The organism is Modestobacter roseus, from assembly GCF_007994135.1.
In the GTDB taxonomy this organism is placed as follows: Bacteria; Actinomycetota; Actinomycetes; order Mycobacteriales; family Geodermatophilaceae; genus Modestobacter; species Modestobacter roseus.
The window spans coordinates 2832410-2849312 of record NZ_VLKF01000001.1; the positions used below are offsets into that span (position 1 = coordinate 2832410).

The 16903-nt window shown below is 75.0% G+C and carries 16 protein-coding genes; 8 read left to right on the plus strand and 8 right to left on the minus strand.

All coding sequences use genetic code 11. The annotated features are described in order from the left end of the window. The first annotated feature begins 9 nt into the window (after positions 1-9). On the plus strand, positions 10-1398 hold the full coding sequence (locus JD78_RS13425; protein WP_166521178.1) for a hypothetical protein: 1389 nt from the start codon (positions 10-12) through the stop codon (positions 1396-1398). On the opposite strand, the gene JD78_RS13430 is transcribed toward JD78_RS13425, so the two are convergent. Further along, positions 1373-2239, minus strand: a complete 867-nt coding sequence (locus JD78_RS13430; protein ID WP_153359021.1) for a hypothetical protein — start codon at positions 2237-2239, stop codon at positions 1373-1375. The genes JD78_RS13425 and JD78_RS13430 overlap by 26 nt on opposite strands. A 108-nt stretch (positions 2240-2347) precedes the next feature. After that, complete coding sequence (locus JD78_RS13435) at positions 2348-2665, minus strand: WhiB family transcriptional regulator (RefSeq protein ID WP_228395060.1); 318 nt, start codon at positions 2663-2665, stop codon at positions 2348-2350. Between the two features lie 318 nt (positions 2666-2983). Between JD78_RS13435 and cofD the strand changes: the two genes are divergently transcribed. Genes cofD through JD78_RS13450 form a run of 3 tightly spaced genes read left to right on the plus strand, consistent with a single transcriptional unit; the run spans position 2984 to position 5638 of the window. Beyond that, positions 2984-3934: a 2-phospho-L-lactate transferase gene (cofD, locus tag JD78_RS13440; RefSeq protein WP_153359025.1), complete on the plus strand. Its 951-nt coding sequence runs from the start codon at positions 2984-2986 to the stop codon at positions 3932-3934. Then, positions 3927-4991: a coenzyme F420-0:L-glutamate ligase gene (locus JD78_RS13445; protein WP_153359028.1), complete on the plus strand. Its 1065-nt coding sequence runs from the start codon at positions 3927-3929 to the stop codon at positions 4989-4991. Before cofD ends, JD78_RS13445 begins: the two co-directional genes overlap by 8 nt. Positions 4992-5038: 47 nt before the next feature. Next, on the plus strand, positions 5039-5638 hold the full coding sequence (locus tag JD78_RS13450; RefSeq protein WP_153359030.1) for a dTDP-4-dehydrorhamnose 3,5-epimerase family protein: 600 nt from the start codon (positions 5039-5041) through the stop codon (positions 5636-5638). Between the two features lie 12 nt (positions 5639-5650). On the opposite strand, the gene rfbD is transcribed toward JD78_RS13450, so the two are convergent. Both rfbD and rfbB read right to left on the minus strand, forming a co-directional pair. Further along, positions 5651-6535: a dTDP-4-dehydrorhamnose reductase gene (gene rfbD, locus JD78_RS13455; RefSeq protein WP_153359032.1), complete on the minus strand. Its 885-nt coding sequence runs from the start codon at positions 6533-6535 to the stop codon at positions 5651-5653. Next, positions 6532-7530 (minus strand): dTDP-glucose 4,6-dehydratase, encoded by a 999-nt coding sequence (gene rfbB, locus JD78_RS13460; protein ID WP_153359034.1) that lies wholly within the window; start codon positions 7528-7530, stop codon positions 6532-6534. The genes rfbD and rfbB overlap by 4 nt, the downstream gene beginning before the upstream one ends. A 115-nt stretch (positions 7531-7645) precedes the next feature. Here rfbB and rfbA point away from each other — a divergent pair, with 115 nt between their 5' ends. Further along, a complete protein-coding gene (rfbA, locus tag JD78_RS13465; RefSeq protein WP_153359036.1) occupies positions 7646-8518 on the plus strand; it encodes a glucose-1-phosphate thymidylyltransferase RfbA in 873 nt (290 codons plus the stop codon). On the opposite strand, the gene JD78_RS13470 is transcribed toward rfbA, so the two are convergent. Genes JD78_RS13470 through JD78_RS13485 form a run of 4 tightly spaced genes read right to left on the minus strand, consistent with a single transcriptional unit; the run spans position 8503 to position 12268 of the window. Continuing rightward, a complete protein-coding gene (locus JD78_RS13470) occupies positions 8503-9429 on the minus strand; it encodes a DNA-3-methyladenine glycosylase family protein (protein ID WP_153359039.1) in 927 nt (308 codons plus the stop codon). The genes rfbA and JD78_RS13470 overlap by 16 nt on opposite strands. After that, on the minus strand, positions 9426-10196 hold the full coding sequence (locus tag JD78_RS13475) for an SDR family NAD(P)-dependent oxidoreductase (protein ID WP_153359040.1): 771 nt from the start codon (positions 10194-10196) through the stop codon (positions 9426-9428). The genes JD78_RS13470 and JD78_RS13475 overlap by 4 nt, the downstream gene beginning before the upstream one ends. A gap of 37 nt (positions 10197-10233) precedes the next feature. Further along, positions 10234-11349, minus strand: a complete 1116-nt coding sequence (locus JD78_RS13480; RefSeq protein ID WP_153359042.1) for a mannose-1-phosphate guanylyltransferase — start codon at positions 11347-11349, stop codon at positions 10234-10236. Between the two features lies 1 nt (position 11350). Then, positions 11351-12268, minus strand: coding sequence for a glycosyltransferase family 2 protein (locus JD78_RS13485; RefSeq protein WP_194290429.1), 918 nt, complete (start codon positions 12266-12268; stop codon positions 11351-11353). Between the two features lie 137 nt (positions 12269-12405). On the opposite strand from JD78_RS13485, the gene JD78_RS13490 reads away from it, so the two are divergent. The 3 genes from JD78_RS13490 (at position 12406) to glf (ending at position 16879) form a co-directional block, all read left to right on the plus strand. Next, the gene (locus JD78_RS13490) at positions 12406-13971 is read left to right on the plus strand and encodes a glycosyltransferase family protein (RefSeq protein WP_153359044.1); all 1566 of its coding nucleotides are present in this window, start codon (positions 12406-12408) and stop codon (positions 13969-13971) included. Between the two features lie 32 nt (positions 13972-14003). Further along, positions 14004-15554 (plus strand): hypothetical protein, encoded by a 1551-nt coding sequence (locus JD78_RS13495; protein ID WP_153359045.1) that lies wholly within the window; start codon positions 14004-14006, stop codon positions 15552-15554. Between the two features lie 137 nt (positions 15555-15691). Beyond that, positions 15692-16879, plus strand: a complete 1188-nt coding sequence (glf, locus tag JD78_RS13500; protein WP_153359047.1) for a UDP-galactopyranose mutase — start codon at positions 15692-15694, stop codon at positions 16877-16879. The last annotated feature ends 24 nt before the right edge of the window (positions 16880-16903 follow it).

Sequence of the window (16903 nt, forward strand, 5' to 3'; positions counted from 1 at the left end):
TGTCCGGCGATGAGCGCACCGGACCGCCGCCCGACCGACCGACGGGACGCCCGGCGCCCCTGGCTGGCCGGCGGGCTGGTCCTGCTGCTGGTGCTGGCGGTCACCGCCGGGGCGCTGGCCCTGCGTCCCCGCGAGACGAGTGCCGCCGCCGCCCTGTCGGTCACCCCCCGCACCGCGGACGGCGCGGCGGCGGCGGTGCTGGTGGCCGACCGGTACGCCGCGCTCGCCACCGCGCCGGAGACCGTGCGCGCCGCCGCCACCGACCTGGCGGTGGCGGCGACCGACCTGGCGGACGGGCTCGCGGTCGAGCGGGTCGGTGACGCGGCGACGATCACGGTGCGCGGCACCCTGCCGGACCGGGCGGACGCCGTCCGGGCCGCCGACGCCGTCGTCGACGTGCTCGTGGCGGAGGGCGCGACGGAGGAGCTGGTGGACGTCGCCCGGGTGTCGACGGCGACCCCCGTCGACGGCGGCGACGGGACCGGGCGCTGGCTGCTGGTGGGCCTGCTGACCGGCCTGGCGCTGGGCCTGGCGACGGCGGCGGTCACCGCCGCCACCCGCCGCGGACCGGCCCCGGGCCCCGCACCGGCCCCCGGCAGCACACCGGGCTCCGGCCCCCCGGTCGACGTCATCGACGACCTGCCCGGCTTCCTCGACCACCCGCCGGGCTCTCCGGCTCCCGCCGCTACCCCCGCCCCCGCCCCCGCTCCCGCTCCCGCCCGGACCGGCAGCACGACCGCCCCGACGATCGGCGCCGGCGGCCGGGCCGCCCGGGCCGGCACCGCAGCCGCCGTCGTCCTGCTGCTCGGCGCCGCGGTGCTGGCCGGGACCGGGCGCACCCCCGCGCCGGCGAACGCGGCGCGGTCGGTCCCGCTGGCCTTCCCGGACTCCGGGCCGGACACCGCCGCCGGGTCGCCGCCGGACCTGGCGGCGGCGGGGGCGAGGGCCTTCGACTCGGTGCTCCCGGGCGAGGACGGGCTGACCGCCCGGGCCACCTTCACCGGCCTCCTGCTGGAGGAGCGTGCGGTCGGGCTGACGGTCACGACCCCGGCGCTGAGCGTCTCCACCGACGGCGACCGCGCGCTGGCCCACCTCCGGCTGCCGGTGTGGAACTGCCTCACCGCCGAGCCCCCGGCCGATCCGGCGGCTGCCGGTTGCGCCCGCGGGCGGACCGAGTACGCCGACCTGAGCGACCCCGACCTCCAGGTCCGCCGGGACGGCGATCGGGTCGAGCTGACCGGGTCGTTCCCCACCTACACGCGGCCCAACGGCGGTCCGCCCGCGTACACCGGCCGCGCCTACCGGCTGACCGCGACGCTGGCGGCCGACGGCGGAATGCTGCAGCTGGGCCTGGACAGCGCTCCGGCGGACCTCACCGAGGTGCAGTTCCGCGGCTGACGCCGCGCCGGGTCAGGTTCACCAGGCCACGCGAGGCGGTGAGCGACACCGACGGTGAACCGAGCTCGCGGCGGAGCCCCCCGACGTCGCTGACCCCCCACCAGGGCCAGCGCTCCTCCCCCGCCGGTCCGGTCGTCAGCAGCGTGAGCAGGACCGCGGCGGCACCGGCGCCGGCGGGCACCACGGCCAGCTCCAGCCGGCCGATCGCGGCGTGCAGCCGGGCCGCGGCACGCACCGGGACGAACTCCCGGGGTCCGAGCCGCTCAGCCAGCGCGGGCAGCCAGCGTTCCAGCTCCCCGGGGTCGCGACTGCGCCGCACCTCGGCGACCGTGTCCAGCTCGTCGACCAGCCGACGGCTGCGCCCGGTGGCCAGCTGGGCGTCCGGCAGCGCCGCGGCCAGCCGGCGCACGACCGGATCGCCCAGCGGCAACCCCGCCAGCCGCAGGGTCCAGGCACCCCGGACCGAGTCGAGCAGGTCCAGCACGCCCCCGGCGAGCTCCTCGGCGACCTCCGGGTCCCGGGCGAGCAACCGGGCCGGCGGCCGCCCGGCGGGCAGCGGCGGGGCACCCGGGCCGGAGCCGAGCAGGCCCACCACGGCCGTGGGACCGCGCCGGTGCACGGTGAGCAGGGCCAGCCCGTCCGGGCGGGCGCCCACCTCGGGGGCCACCACCACGGCCCGCACCCGCAGAGGCGGGACAGCCCGGGCGCACTGGGCGTTGAGCGCGGCGGTGAGCCACGGGCCACGCGCCGTCGGCGGGGCGACCACCGCGGTCATCAGCGGCGCGGCGGCGCGGATCTCCCGGACCACCCGGGCCCGCCCGTCGGCGACGTACGGCTGCACGGTGTCAGTCCACCACGACCGCCGGGTCCGGACCGGTCACCGGGTCCCGGCGAGGGGAGGGGCCCGGTGGACGCGATCAGCCCGAGCGTGGGGCGCGACGACCTCGCGTCAGCCGGCGCGGCGACGCAGCCGGCGGCGCTCCCGCTCGGAGAGGCCGCCCCAGATCCCGAAGCGCTCGTCGTTGGACAGCGCGTACTCCAGGCACTCGGCGCGGACCTCGCAGCCGGTGCAGATGCGCTTGGCCTCGCGGGTCGAGCCACCCTTCTCCGGGAAGAAGGCCTCGGGGTCGGTCTCGGCGCAGAGCGCACGGTCCTGCCACCCCTGCTCGTCGCCGTCCAGGCCGGGGAAGCCGGGGTCGAAGACGCCGGCCACCCCCAGCACGTCCCGCCCGTGACCGGCCGGTGCGGCACCCCGGTACTCGCTCATCCACGACACCTCGGCCATCACGTTGCGTCCCCTCTCGCTGACTTCCTGTCACCCGCCGGGGCCACTCCGGAGCCGTCGGCGTCTGATGACAACGTCGGAATTACACGCGTGTCGTTGAGTCGAGGTCAAGTTGGGAGGGTGTAACCGCTCGTCACTCTGGTCACTCCCGTGACGAGTTGTCCGTCAGTGGTCACCCAGCACGCGGACACGCCGTGGTTTCCAGCACGATCTGCCCACCGGTACCGACCGGTTTCGTGAAGATCGTCCGGGCGACGACCGGTGCCGAGGTGGAGATCTGCCGAGGGGCAGGATGGGCCGGTGCACATCGTGGTCCTGGCCGGCGGCGTCGGCGGAGCCCGTTTCCTGCGCGGTGTGATCTCCGCCGCTCCGGACGCCGAGATCACCGCCGTGGTCAACACCGGCGACGACGTCACCATGCACGGGCTGCGCATCTGCCCGGACCTGGACACCGTCATGTACACCCTCGGCAACGGGATCGACGACGAACGCGGCTGGGGCCGGCGCGGCGAGACGTGGACCGTCAAGGAGGAGCTCGCCGCCTACGGTGCCGAGCCGACCTGGTTCGGGCTCGGCGACCGCGACCTCGCCACCCATCTCGTCCGCACCCGCATGCTCGACGCCGGCTACCCCCTCTCGGAGGTCACCGCGGCGCTCGCCGAACGCTGGCGCCCGGGGGTGCGGCTGCTGCCCATGAGCGACCAGCGGGTGGAGACCCACGTCGTCGTCGCCGACCCCGACACCGGCCGGCAGCGGGCGATCCACTTCCAGGAGTGGTGGGTGCGCCACCGCGCCGCCCTGGACGCCCGGGCCTTCGTCCAGGTCGGCGTGGACGACGCCCGGCCCGCCCCCGGGGTCGTCGAGGCCATCGGCACCGCAGACGCGGTGCTGTTCGCCCCCTCCAACCCGGTGGTCTCCATCGGCACCGTCCTCGGCGTGCCCGGCGTCCGGGACGCCCTCCGCGGCGCGGCCGGGCGGGTCGTGGGCATCTCCCCCATCGTGGGCGGGGACGTCGTCCGCGGCATGGCCGACCGCTGCCTGCCGGTGGTCGGCGTGGAGGTCAGCGCCGAGGGCGTCGGCCGGCACTACGGGGGCCGGCGCGAGGGCGGGCTGCTCGACGCCTGGCTGGTGCACACCGGGGACGCCGCCACGGTGCCCGGCGCCGACGTGCACACCGTGCCGCTGCTGATGAGCTCGCCGGCGGCCACCCGAGCGATGGCCCGGGCCGCCCTGGACGCCGCGGGTGCCTAGCCCGGCCGGGGCGGTCAGCGTGCTGCCGGTGCCGGGGCTGCCGGAGTTCGTGCCCGGTGACGACCTGGCCGGTGCCATCGCCGCTGCCGCCCCCTGGCTGGCCGACGGCGACGTCGTCGTCGTCACCTCCAAGGTGGTCTCCAAGGTCGAGGGCAACCTGGTGACGATCGAGCCGGGCACCGACCGGGAGACGGCCCGGCAGCGGGCGATCGACGCGGAGACGGTGCGGGTGGTGGCCCGGCGCGGGCCGCTGCGGATCGTCGAGACCCGGCACGGCTGGGTGGTCGCCGCCGCCGGCATCGACGCCTCGAACATCGCCGCCGACGCGCTCGTGCTGCTGCCGGCCGACGCCGACGCCTCCGCCCGGCAACTGCGCACCGCCCTCGCCGGGCTGCTCGGGGTGACCGTGGGCGTGGTGGTCAGCGACACGTTCGGCCGCCCGTGGCGGGACGGGGTCGCCGACGTGGCCATCGGGTCGGCGGGGCTGCCGGCGCTGGTCGACCACCGGGGTTCCGTCGACGCGCACGGCAACCGGCTGGAGACCACCCAGGTGGCCGTGGTCGACGAGCTGGCCGCCGCCGCCGACCTGGTGAAGGGCAAGCTGGCCGGGCTGCCGGTGGCCGTCGTCCGCGGGCTGGCCCTGCCGGTACCCGACCCGGACCCCGGCACCCGCCCGCTGGTGCGCCTGGGCGCCGGCGACCTGTTCCCCACCGGCACCCGGGACCTGGTCGCCAGCCGCCGTCCCGTCGCCGAGCCCGCCGCCCGGGACGGCGCCCTCGCCGCGGTCGCCGAGGCCTTCCGCACCGCGGTCGCCGCACTCCCCGAATTCCCGGTCGTCTTCCGCTACGGCAGCGAGGGGGGTGACGCCGGCGGGGTCGTCGACGTCCACCTGGCCGACCCGGTCACCCCGGTCACGTCGCTGGCCCTCGGCGCGCTCGTCGGCGCGGCCCTGGTGCAGCTGCAGGCCGAGGGGTGGGCGACCCGCTGGGAGCCCGCGGCCACGTTCGGCGGGGCGTCCCTGGCCGGCCGGCTGCATCTGGGCGGGCCCACCTCCTGAGGGGGAGAATGCCTGGCGGACGGCCGCCGGGTCGTTAGCGTCAAGACGTGCAGATCCGAGAGATGGCCGTGCCCGACAGCTACGTCGTCGACCTGGTCGCGCACGGCGACGCCCGGGGACGGTTCACCGAGTGGTACCGGGCCGACCTGCTGGCCGAGGCCACCGGCGCCGCCCTGCCCCTGGCCCAGGCCAACCACAGCGTCTCCGCCCGCGGGGCGCTGCGCGGGGTGCACTTCGCCCTGGTGCCACCCGGGCAGGCCAAGTACGTCTACTGCCCGGCCGGGCGGGTGCTCGACGTGGTGGTCGACGTCCGGGTCGGGTCACCCACCTTCGGCGTGCACGACGCGGTGCTGCTGGACAGCGAGCAGCCGCGGGCGGTGTACCTGTCCGAGGGTCTCGGGCACGCCTTCGTCGCCCTCGCCGACGCCAGCTCGGTCACCTACCTGGTCTCCACCGGCTACTCCCCGGGCCGGGAGTTCGGCGTGCACCCGATGGACCCCGAGCTCGACCTGCCCTGGCCGGCGGACGTCGAGCTCCAACTCTCCGCCAAGGACACCGCCGCCCCCACGCTGGCCGAGGCCCGCGAGCAAGGGTTGCTGCCGACCATGGACCAGTGCCGCGCCCGGTACACCGAGCGGCACGGCTGACCGGCGCCCCGGTCAGGGCCGCAGCGCCCCCAGCTCGGCCAGGCACGCCCGCAGCGACTCGCGCCAGGCCGGCAGCGAGGTGAGCCCGGCCGCCTGCCAGGCCGCCGGGTCGAGCACCGACCATGCCGGGCGCGGCGCGGGCCGGGGGAACTCCGCGGTGGTCAGCGGCAGCACCCGGTCCGGGTCGGCGCCGGAGAGGGCGAACACCTCCCGGGCGAACCCGTGCCAGGTGGTGGCGCCGGCGCCGGTGGCGTGCAGCACGCCACCGATCGACGTCCCCGCCAGCTCGACGAGCCCGCTTGCCAGGTCCGCGGACCAGGTCGGGCTGCCGGTCTGGTCGGCGACGACGGAGACCGTGTCGCGCTCGGCCTCCAGCCGCAGCATCGTCCGCACGAAGTTGCTGCCGTGCGCGGCGTACACCCAGGCGGTCCGGACGACGACGGCGTCGCCCCCCACGGCGGCGACCGCCCGCTCCCCGGCCAGCTTGGTGCGGCCGTAGGCGGTGCGCGGCGCCGGCTCGTCGTCGACGCCGTAGGGGGTCCGCGCGTCGCCGGCGAAGACGTAGTCGGTGGAGACGTGCACCAGCCGACCGGCACCGGCGAGCTCCTCGGCCAGCCAGCCGGGGGCCTCGCCGTTGACCCGCCGCGCGGTGACCTCGTCGGTCTCCGCGGCGTCCACCGCGGTGTAGGCGGCGGCGTTGACCACGACCGGGCGGGCGCCGCGAGCAACCGCGTCGTCCCGCCAGCGGCCGACGACGTCGCGCACCTGCGCCTCGTCGGTCAGGTCCAGCCGGCCGCGGTCCAGCGCGGTGAGGTCGGCCCCGGCGAGCAGGCGCTGCAGGTCGGTGCCCAGCTGGCCGGAGGCACCGGTGACCAGCCAGGCGGTCGGGGCGCTCATCGGCGTGCGGTGGCCGCGGCCGCCTTGAGCGGCTCCCACCAGGCGCGGTTGTCCCGGTACCACTGCACGGTGAGCGCGAGCCCCTCCTCGAACGGCATCCGCGGCGCGTAGCCCAGGGCCGCGGTCTTGGAGAAGTCGACGGAGTAGCGCAGGTCGTGACCACCGCCGCGGGGGTCGACGATCTGCTCCACGGAGCTCCAGTCGCGGCCGGTGGCGGCGAGCAGCTGCTCGGTGAGCTCCCGGTTGGACAGCTCGCGGCCGCCACCGATGTTGTAGATCTCCCCCGGGGCGCCCTGCTCGAGCACCAGCTGGATGCCGCGGCAGTGGTCGTCGACGAACAGCCAGTCGCGCACGTTGGCGCCCTCGCCGTAGAGCGGCACCGTGTGCCCGTCGAGCAGGTTGGTGACGAACAGCGGGATGACCTTCTCCGGGAAGTGGTACGGCCCGTAGTTGTTGCTGCACCGGGTGATCGAGACGTCCAGGCCGTAGGTCTTCGCGTAGGCGCGGGCGAGCAGGTCGCTGGCGGCCTTGGACGCCGAGTACGGGGAGTTCGGCTCGAGCAGGTGCTCCTCGGTCCAGGAGCCGGAGTCGATCGAGCCGTAGACCTCGTCGGTGGACACGTGCACGACGCGACCGACGCCGGCCCGCAGCGCCGCCTCGAACAGCTGCTGGGACCCCAGCGCGTTGGTGAGCACGAAGTCGGTGGCCCCGCCGCCGATCGAGCGGTCGACGTGGGACTCGGCGGCGAAGTGCACGACGGCGTCGTGCCCGGGGAGCGCGGCGTCGAGGTCGGCGGCCGAGCAGATGTCGCCCTGCACGAATCGGTAGCGCGGGCTGTCGGCCACCGGGGCGAGGTTGGCCGGGTTGCCGGCGTAGGTGAGCTTGTCGAAGACCGTCACCTCGGCGTCCTCGAACCCCGGGTAGCCGCCGGTGAGCACGGTGCGCACGTAGTGCGATCCGATGAAGCCGGCTCCGCCGGTGACCAGTACGCGCATGACCACAGACGCTAGGCGACGCCGGCGCCCGGTGGGGCGGCGCCACGGCGGGCCCTCATCCGCCGGGGTGAGCACCCCCTCCCGTTACCGGTGAGGGGCCGCCTACGGTCACCGGGTGCGCGGGATCATCCTGGCCGGGGGAACCGGCAGTCGGCTGTGGCCCATCACCCTGGGCGTGAGCAAGCAGCTCATGCCCGTCTACGACAAGCCGATGATCTACTACCCGCTCTCCACGCTGATGATGGCCGGGATCCGCGAGGTCCTGGTCATCACCACCCCGGAGGACCGGGACTCCTTCGCCCGCCTGCTCGGCGACGGCTCGCGGCTGGGCATGCGCATCGAGTACGCGGTGCAGCCCCGACCGGAGGGGCTGGCGCAGGCCTTCCTCATCGGCGCGGACTTCCTCGGCGGGCAGGCCGCGGCGCTGGTGCTCGGCGACAACATCTTCTACGGCGCCGGTCTGGGCACCGCGCTGTCCCGGCTGCCCGAGCCCGACGGCGGGCACGTGTTCGCCTACCACGTCGCCGAGCCGGCGGCCTACGGCGTGGTCGAGTTCGACGACGCCGGCCGGGTGCTCTCCATCGAGGAGAAGCCCGCCCACCCCAGGAGCAGCTACGCGGTGCCCGGGCTGTACTTCTACGGCCCCGACATCGTCGACGTCGCCCGGGGCATCACCCCCAGCGCGCGGGGCGAGCTGGAGATCACCGCGGTCAACGAGCACTACCTGCGGCAGGGCCGGCTGACCGTCACCGCGCTCGACCGTGGCACGGCCTGGCTGGACACCGGCACCTTCACCTCGCTGCGCCAGGCCACCGAGTTCGTCTCCGTCGTCGAGGAGCGCCAGGGCCTGAAGATCGGCTGCATCGAGGAGGTCGCCTGGCGCAACGGCTGGCTCGACGACGACGGGCTCCGCCGGGCCGCCGAGCCGCTGGCCAAGAGCGGCTACGGCGACTACCTGCTGGGCCTGCTGGGTCAGAACCGCCGGTAGTCGGTCGGGGCCATCCGCGGCCCTCGCTTGGGCGGCATGCTCCCGCCCACCTCCAGCAGCCGGACGACGCGCTGCCGGTGCCCCCGCCAGGGCTCGAGCAGCTCCAGCATGCCGGCGTCGTCGGTCTTCCGGCCGGCCAGCGACCAGCCGACCAGGTTCTTCAGGTGGTAGTCCCCGACGCTCACCGAGTCCGGGCAGCCCACCGCCCGCTGGGCCACCTCCGCCGCGGTCCACACCCCGATGCCGGGCACCGACTGCAGCCGCCGGCGCAGGTCGGCGCAGTCCTCGTGCGCGGCGGCCTCCAGCCGGGAGGCGACCGAGGCGACCGCCCGCAGCGCGCGGCGGCGGGCACCGTCCAGCCCGCAGGCGTGCCACTCCCAGTCGGTCACCGCCAGCACCCGCTCGGCCGAGGGGACCACCCGCATCCCGGCCGGGGCCGGCCCGGGCGCCGGCTCACCGGCCAGCCGGAGCAGCTCCCGCCAGGTGCGGTGCGCCTCGATGCCGGTCACCTTCTGCTCCAGCACCGCGGGCACCAGCGCGTCCCACACCCGGCCGGTGGCGCCCAACCGCAGCCACGGGGCGGCCCGGTGCAGCCGCGCCAGCAGCGGGTGCGGCGCCGGGTCGAACCCGGCCGGGGCGTCGTCGGCGCCCAGCCAGCGCGGGCCGGTGGCCACGGCCCACTCCGCACCGGGCCCCCACGCCTGGAAGCGCAGCCCGCCGGGTCCACCGTTGACCCGCAGGGTGGCGGGGCCCTCCGGCGTCGTCGTGGTGCGCCAGACGCCGTCGTCGGCGTAGCGCAGCGTCGGGTCGCCGGTGCCCCGGCGGTCCCGGGAGAGCACCCGGCGCACGTCCAGCGGCCAGTCCGGCGTCCAGGTCCGGCTGACCGCGCGGGCCGGGGCGGCCGCCGTCACCGCGGTGCCATCCGGAGCGCGCCGTCCATCCGGATGACCTCGCCGTTGAGGTAGCCCTGCCGCACGACGGCCAGCGCCAGGTCCGCGTAGTCCGCCGGCCGGCCTAGCCGGCGCGGGAACGGCACGTTGTCGGCCAGCGCGGTGCGCGCGGCCTCCGGCAGCGCGGCCAGCAGCGGGGTGTCGACGATCCCGGGGGCGATCGTGACGACGCGGACGCCGACCGGCGCGAGGTCCCGGGCGGCCGGCAGCGTCATGCCGACGATGCCGCCCTTGGACGCGGCGTAGGCGACCTGCCCGACCTGCCCGTCGTAGGCGGCGATCGAGGCGGTGTTGACCACCACGCCGCGCTCCCCGTCGGGGCCCGGCTCGGTGGCGGCCATCGCGGCGGCCGCCAGCCGGAGCACGTTGAACGTGCCCACCAGGTTGACCGTCACCGTGCGGGTGAAGGCACCCAGCTCGTGCGGGGAACCGTCGCGGCCCAGCAGCCGGCCGGCGTACCCGATGCCGGCGCAGTTCACCGCGATCCGCAGCGGGCGGCCCTTGCCGGCGGCGTCGGCCACCGCGGCCTGCACGGAGGCCTCGTCGGTCACGTCGGTGCGCACGAACGACGCGTCCCCGCCCAGCTCCGCGGCGAGCGCCGCGCCGCGGTCGGCGTCGAGGTCGACGACGGTCACGGCGGCACCGGCCGCGGCGAGGGCCCGGGCGGTGGCGGCACCGAGCCCGGAGGCCCCGCCGGTGACGAGTGCGGCGACGTCGAGGTCGGTCATGGCAGCGAGGTTAACCACCGGCGGCGACCGCCCGCGTTCAGCTGAAGCGGCGGCCGAACCGCTCCTCGACGGCGGCCAGCAGCTGCTTGACCCGCTCGGCGTCGGCGACCGGGCAGACCATCGTCACGTCGGCGGTGTGCACCACCACGCTGTCGCGCACCCCGACGAGGGCGACCAGGTGGTCGGGGTCGTCGCTGAGCACCACGTTGCCGGCGCTGTCGGCGAGCACCGTCAGCCCCCGGGTGGCGTTGCCGGCGTCGTCGACGGGGAGCGTGTGCGCCAGCGCCGGCCACGAGCCGACGTCGAGCCAGTCGACGTCCAGGTCGACGACGACCACCCGGCCGGGCTCGGTGGCCGCGGGCTCCAGCACGGCGTAGTCGACGCTGATCTTCGGGAGCGTCGGGAACACCTCGGCGAGGACGGTGTCGCGCTGCGCCCCGGCCGGGGCGCCCACGATCCTGGCCAGCCCCGCGGCCGTCTCGGGCAGGTGCTCGGCCAGCGCGTCCAGCACGGTGCGGGCGCGCCAGACGAACATGCCCGAGTTCCAGACGTAGCTGCCCGAGGCGAGGTAGGCCTCGGCGGTGGCCCGGTCCGGCTTCTCCTTGAACGCCGCCGCCTCCGCCGCGCCCGGGACCTCGGTGGGCGCGCCCTTCTGCACGTAGCCGAAGCCGGTGGCCGGCGCGGTCGGGGTGACCCCGAGGGTCACCAGGGCGCGCGGCCGGGCGGCCAGGACGGCGTAGGCGGTGCGCAGGGCCGCGGCGAAGCGCGCCACCGGCCGGATGACGTGGTCGGCGCTGACCACCGCGAGCTCGGCGTCGGGGTCGACGTCGGCGACCAGCGCGGCGGCCAGCCCCACGGCGTTGGCGGTGTCCCGGGCCACCGGCTCGAGCACCAGCCGGTGCGCCGCGAGATCCGGCAGCACCGCTCGCACCGCATCGGCGTAGCCGGCCGCCGTGCACACCCAGATCTGCTCGGCCGGCAGCACCGCCCGCAGCCGGTCGAAGGCCTCGGCCAGCAGGCTGTGCGCGCCCTGCTCCTCACCGGCGGCCCCCTCCTCGGCGACCACGTCGAGCAGCTGCTTGGGCCGCGCCGCCCGGGACAGCGGCCACAGCCGCGTGCCCGAACCACCGGCCATGATCACCGCGTGCTGCACGTCAGTGCTCCGTTCGGTCGAGGTCGTCGGCGCCGCGCTGGAAGCGGGCCCCGGCGGCCACCTGGCCGCTGACGAAGGACAGCAGCATCCTGGCGCCCAGCCCCGCTCGGAGAGCGGCCCGCAGCGGCGCGTTGCGCGCGCCGGGGTGCCGGGCGGCGAGGTACCGGAGCGCACTGGTGTGGTGCACCCGCGCCATCCGGTGCGGCTGGCGGCGGGTGGCGTGGCCGCCCTCGTGCACGACGACGGCGGAGGGGACGTAGACGTTCAGCCAGCCCCGGCGGCCCAGCCGCTCGGCGAGGTCGACGTCCTCGAAGTACATGAAGTAGCCGGGGTCGAAGCCTCCCACGGCGTGGAAGGCGGCCAGGTCGACGAGGAGGCAGGAGCCCGACAGCCACCCGGCCGGGCGCTCGCGGGGCGCCTCCCGTTCGCGCCGGTAGCGCGCCGTCCACGGGTTGGCCGGCCAGAACCACCCGAACGCCGCGTGCCCGATGCCGGTCGAGAGCCGGGGCAGGTCGCGGGCGGACGGGTAGAGCTCGTCCTCCGGCGTCCGGATGGCGGGGCCCAGCGTGGCCGCCCGCGGCCAGCGGTCGGCGGCGGCGAGCAACGCATCCACGGAACCGGGCTCGAAGCGGACATCGGGATTGGCCACCAGCGCCCAGCCCTCGGCGACGTCGGCCAGGCCGGCGTTCACCGCCGCGCCGTAGCCGACGTTGCCGCCGGTGGGCAGCAGCCGGACGTGGCCGTGCACGGCCGCAACCCGCTCCGGCGCGCCGTCGGTGGAGCCGTTGTCGGCGAGCACGACGTCGGTGGGCCGGGTGGTCGCCCCGCCCAGCGACTCGACGAAGCCGTCCAGGGTCTTCCCGGGTGAATAGGTGACGGCCACCACGCGCAGCGAAGAGATCGGGACCGTGGAAGACACGGGCCGACCTTAGAGCCGTCCGCTCCCGCAGACGTGGACCGGTCGGTCTCCTCGAGATGCGGACCAGGCGGTCCGGGCCCGTATCTTCACCGGTGCGGAGCAGCCCACCCTGTCGGGAGCCCGCCCCAGGAGGACCGTTGTCCACCAGCACTGCCGATCCAGGGGCCGCCGGGGCCCCGACCGGCGAGTCCGCCAGCAGCACTCGCCTCACGACGTCGCGCGGCGACCTGTGGTGGGCCGTACCCGGAGCGGTCGTCGGCGCTCTCGCCTTCTGGGCGGCGCACCGCGGTCTGATCGACGACGCGTACATCACCCTGGACTACGTCCGGAACGTCGCTCGCGACCTCCACTGGGGGTTGATCCCGACCGAGGAGTCCAATGCGGCCACCTCACCGCTCAACGTCCTCATGCTGTCGCTGAGCACGTGGCTGCTCTCGTTCGTCACCGGCGACGTACGGCCGGTGCTCGGCCTGGGTCTGCTCACCGTCGTGCTGTCCGCGGCGATGGCCGTCTGGGCGGCCCGGACCGCTCGGCACCTGGGGGTCTCCACGGCGTGGGCTCTCGCGGTCCTGGCGGTCGTGTTCGCCAACCCCTTCGTCAACTCCGCCCTCGGTCTCGAGGTGCTGCCCATCTCCGCCTTCCTGATGGGTCTCACCGCGCAGGCGGTGCGCGGCCGTCAGGTCGCCTTCGGGGTGCTCGCCGGCCTGCTCGTGCTGACCCGCCTGGACCTGGGCGTCATCGTGGCGGTCGTCTACCTCCTGACCCCGGCGCTGCGGCGGCGGAGGTGGGTCGCCCCTGCCGTGGCCGCTGCGGTGTCCCTGCCCTGGTACGCCTTCAGCTGGTGGCACTTCGGCTCGGCCATCCCTGCCACCTTCGTCATCAAGACCCTGCAGGAGTCGTTCGGGGACCAGACCTTCTTCAACGGCCCCTGGACGCTGTGGGCCGGCCGTGGGGGGCTCCCGTTCGCGCTGGCCGCCGCACCGGCCGCCATCGGTCTGGTCACGGTGCTGACGTTGCTGACCGGGGGGCTGCGCCGCCGGCTGGCCGGTCACCTGTGGCCGGTGGCCGCCATCGGCCTCGGTGGCGTCGCGTACTACGTGGCGTACTCGCTGCTCGGCGTGCCGCCGTACCAGTGGTACTACGTGCCGAGCACCGTCGCACTGGGGGTGGCGGGCGTGTTGGGCCTCGCGCTGGCACTCCGTCAGGTCACGCCGATCTCCCCACGGGGTGTCCGGTGGGCCGGACCGGCGGTCACCGCGGCGCTGCTCGCCGCCCTGGCCGTGACCTCGCTGGACGGCAGGCCCCTGCCGTGGCAGTACCCCGTCTACTTCGGTGCCTGGGCGCTGCCGTCCGAGTACCGGGACATCGGAGCGGCCGTGCACGACGAGATCGGCGACGGCACCGTGCTGGCCCCGCCCGAGATCGGGACGCTGGCCTTCGGCTGCGACTGCTCGATGGTCGACGTGTTCTCCGACCCGGGCACCACACTGCCGCTGATCGAGCAACGGATCGACCAGGCCGGCCCGGTCGGCCGGTTCCTGCTCGAGCTCAACTTCGCCCGGCTCGACCGCGACCGGGAGCCGCGGGACCCGGACCACCGGCTGGTCTGGACGCAGGGCGAGGTCCCCGAGGGAGTGCCGAGCTGGCCCACCCACTCACCTGCGACCGGTCCTGCGACCCTGTACCTCGAGCCGGTGGGCTGACCGCGCATCAGCGACGCAGTAGCGTCGGGCGGGTGCAGGCCCTGGACAACGACCACGCCGTCGACGAACGGACCACCCGGCGACGACCGGCGCGACGACGGCACCTGGTCTCTGCCGCCGCGGGTGGTGCCGCCGCCTTCGTGGTCTTCCTGCTGGTCCGGGGCAGCCTGATCGACGATGCCTACATCACCCTGTCCTACGCCCGGAACCTGGCCGAGCACCTGCACTGGGGGCTGACCGAGGGGCGCACGGCGAACAGCGCCACCTCCCCGCTGAACGTCCTCGTGCTGGGCGCCGGCGCCTTCGTCGTGCGCGACCCCATCTGGGGTCTCGGACTGGTGTTCGTGCTCCTCACCGCGGCTCAGGGCTGGGGGATGTCCCGCCTGGCCGAGGCAGCGCGGCTGGGGACGGTCACGGTGGTGCTGGGGGTCGGCATGGTGTTGCTGTCCCCGCTGATGCTCTCCGTCGTCGGCATGGAGATGGCCCTGGCGGCTGCCCTGCTGGTGTGGCTGACCGTGGCCGCCCTGGACGACCGCCCCGCCCTGTTCGGCGTCCTCACCGCACTGCTCGTGCTGACCCGGCTGGACCTCGGGGTCTTCCCGCTGGTGATGCTCATCGCGATCGGCACGATGCGGCGGCGCGCCGTCCGCATCGTGCTGGTGGCCGCTGCCACCGCCGCGCCGTGGTTCGTGTTCAGCTGGGTGGCGCTGGGGGCCCTGGTGCCGGACACCCTGGTGATCAAGACCGTGGCCAGCGCCGGCTGGGGTCCCTGGGAGTTCGGCAACGGGCCCCGGCTGTACCTCGACGCCTATCCCACGGCCACCAGGGTCACGACCCTGCCCGTCCTGCTGGGTCTGGTGGCGCTGCTGGCATGGCCGATCACCCGGGCGTGGCGGCGCCCCCGCTGGACCGGCCTCGCGCCGGTGGCGGCCCTCGGCCTGGGCGGCGTCCTGCACTACGCGGCGTACTCCCTGCTGGCCCCGCCGCCCTACCACTGGTACTACGCCCCCTCGGTGATCGCGCTCACCGTGGTCGCGGCCGTGGCCGCCGGGACCGCACGCCGGGCCGGACCACGGCCGGGCAGCTCTCCTGAGTCCGCGCACCGGGCCACCGTGCCCGCGAAGGTCTGGGCCCTCGCCGGCGCGCTGGTGCTGGTCCTCGACGTCGGCTACGCCGCGCAGCGCCCGGTCCCCTGGACGCAGGTGCCGATCATGACCAACTGGGCGACGGCGGAGCAGTACCAGGAGGTGGGCGAGGCACTGGCCGATCGGATCGGTGACGAGGTGGTGAGCAGCCCCGGCGAGATCGGGACCCTCGCGTACTACTGCCGCTGCGACATCGTCGACCTGTTCTCCGACCGCGGGACGCTGCAGCCGTTCATCGACCAGCGCGAACGGGAGGCCGGTCCGGTCATGCGCCGCCTGCTGCAGCTGAACTTCGCCAACCTCGAACGGCAGCCGGCGGCCGAGCCGACGCAGGCCGTGGTGTGGGTCGGTGGCCCGGACGCCGAGGCGGCGCCGTGGCCGGTCGAGTCCAACTGGCGGGGCCCCGGCGCGTTCGACCTGGTGCCCGTCGCCCCCTGATCTCGGCCCCGTCGCACCGCGGTCCGTCCGGATCCCGGTGTCCCCTGGTGTCGGTGTGACGGAACGGGTCACCACGACCGCGCCGCGCCCGGCATCCAGTCGTGGGGACGGCGCCGTGCCAGGTACCGTCGGTCCCCGTGACTGGTGCCCCCCCTGACCTGATCGTCGTCGGCTCCGGCTTCTTCGGTCTCACCGTGGCCGAGCGTGCGGCCACCCAGCTGGACAAGAAGGTCCTGGTCCTCGACCGCCGCGACCACATCGGTGGCAACGCGTACTCCGAGCCGGAGCCGGAGACCGGCATCGAGATCCACCGGTACGGGGCCCACCTGTTCCACACCTCGAACAAGCGGGTCTGGGACTACGTGAACCAGTTCACCGCGTTCACCGGGTACCAGCACAAGGTGTACTCGACCTACTCCGGCCAGACCTACTCCCTGCCGATGAACCTGGCCACGCTCTGCCAGTTCTTCGGCAAGAGCTTCTCCCCCACGGAGGCCCGGGCGCTGGTCGCCGAGCAAGCCGGGGAGATCGACACCGCCGAGGCGGCGAACCTCGAGGAGAAGGCGGTCTCGCTGATCGGCCGCCCGCTGTACGAGGCGTTCATCCGGGGCTACACCAAGAAGCAGTGGCAGACCGACCCGACCGAGCTGCCCGCCGCGGTGATCGCCCGGCTACCGGTGCGCTACACCTTCGACAACCGCTACTTCAACGACACCTACGAGGGTCTGCCGGTCGACGGCTACACCGCGTGGCTGACCCGGATGGCGGAGCACCCCAACATCGAGGTGCGTCTGTCCACCGACTACTTCGACGTCCGCGACGAGCTGCCGGCCGACGTGCCGACGGTCTTCACCGGACCGATCGACAAGTACTTCGACTACTCCGCCGGCGAGCTGGGCTGGCGCACCCTGGACTTCGAGACCGAGGTGCTGCCGATCGGTGACTTCCAGGGCACCTCGGTGATGAACTACGCCGACGAGGACGTGCCCTACACCCGGATCCACGAGTTCCGGCACTTCCACCCCGAGCGCGACTACCCGGCCGACAAGACCGTCGTCGTCCGGGAGTACTCCCGGTTCGCCGAGAGCGGCGACGAGCCGTACTACCCGATCAACACCCCCGAGGACCGGGCCAAGCTGGAGACCTACCGGGAGCTGGCCGCGAAGGAGGCCGCGGAGAAGCGCGTGTTGTTCGGCGGTCGCCTGGGGACCTACAAGTACCTGGACATGCACATGGCCATCGGGTCGGCACTCAGCATGTTCGACAACCGCATCCGACCCTTCTTCGACCAGGGCGGCGCTCTCGACGGCCGCCTTGACGACTGAGCACCGACGACTGATCAACGAGGA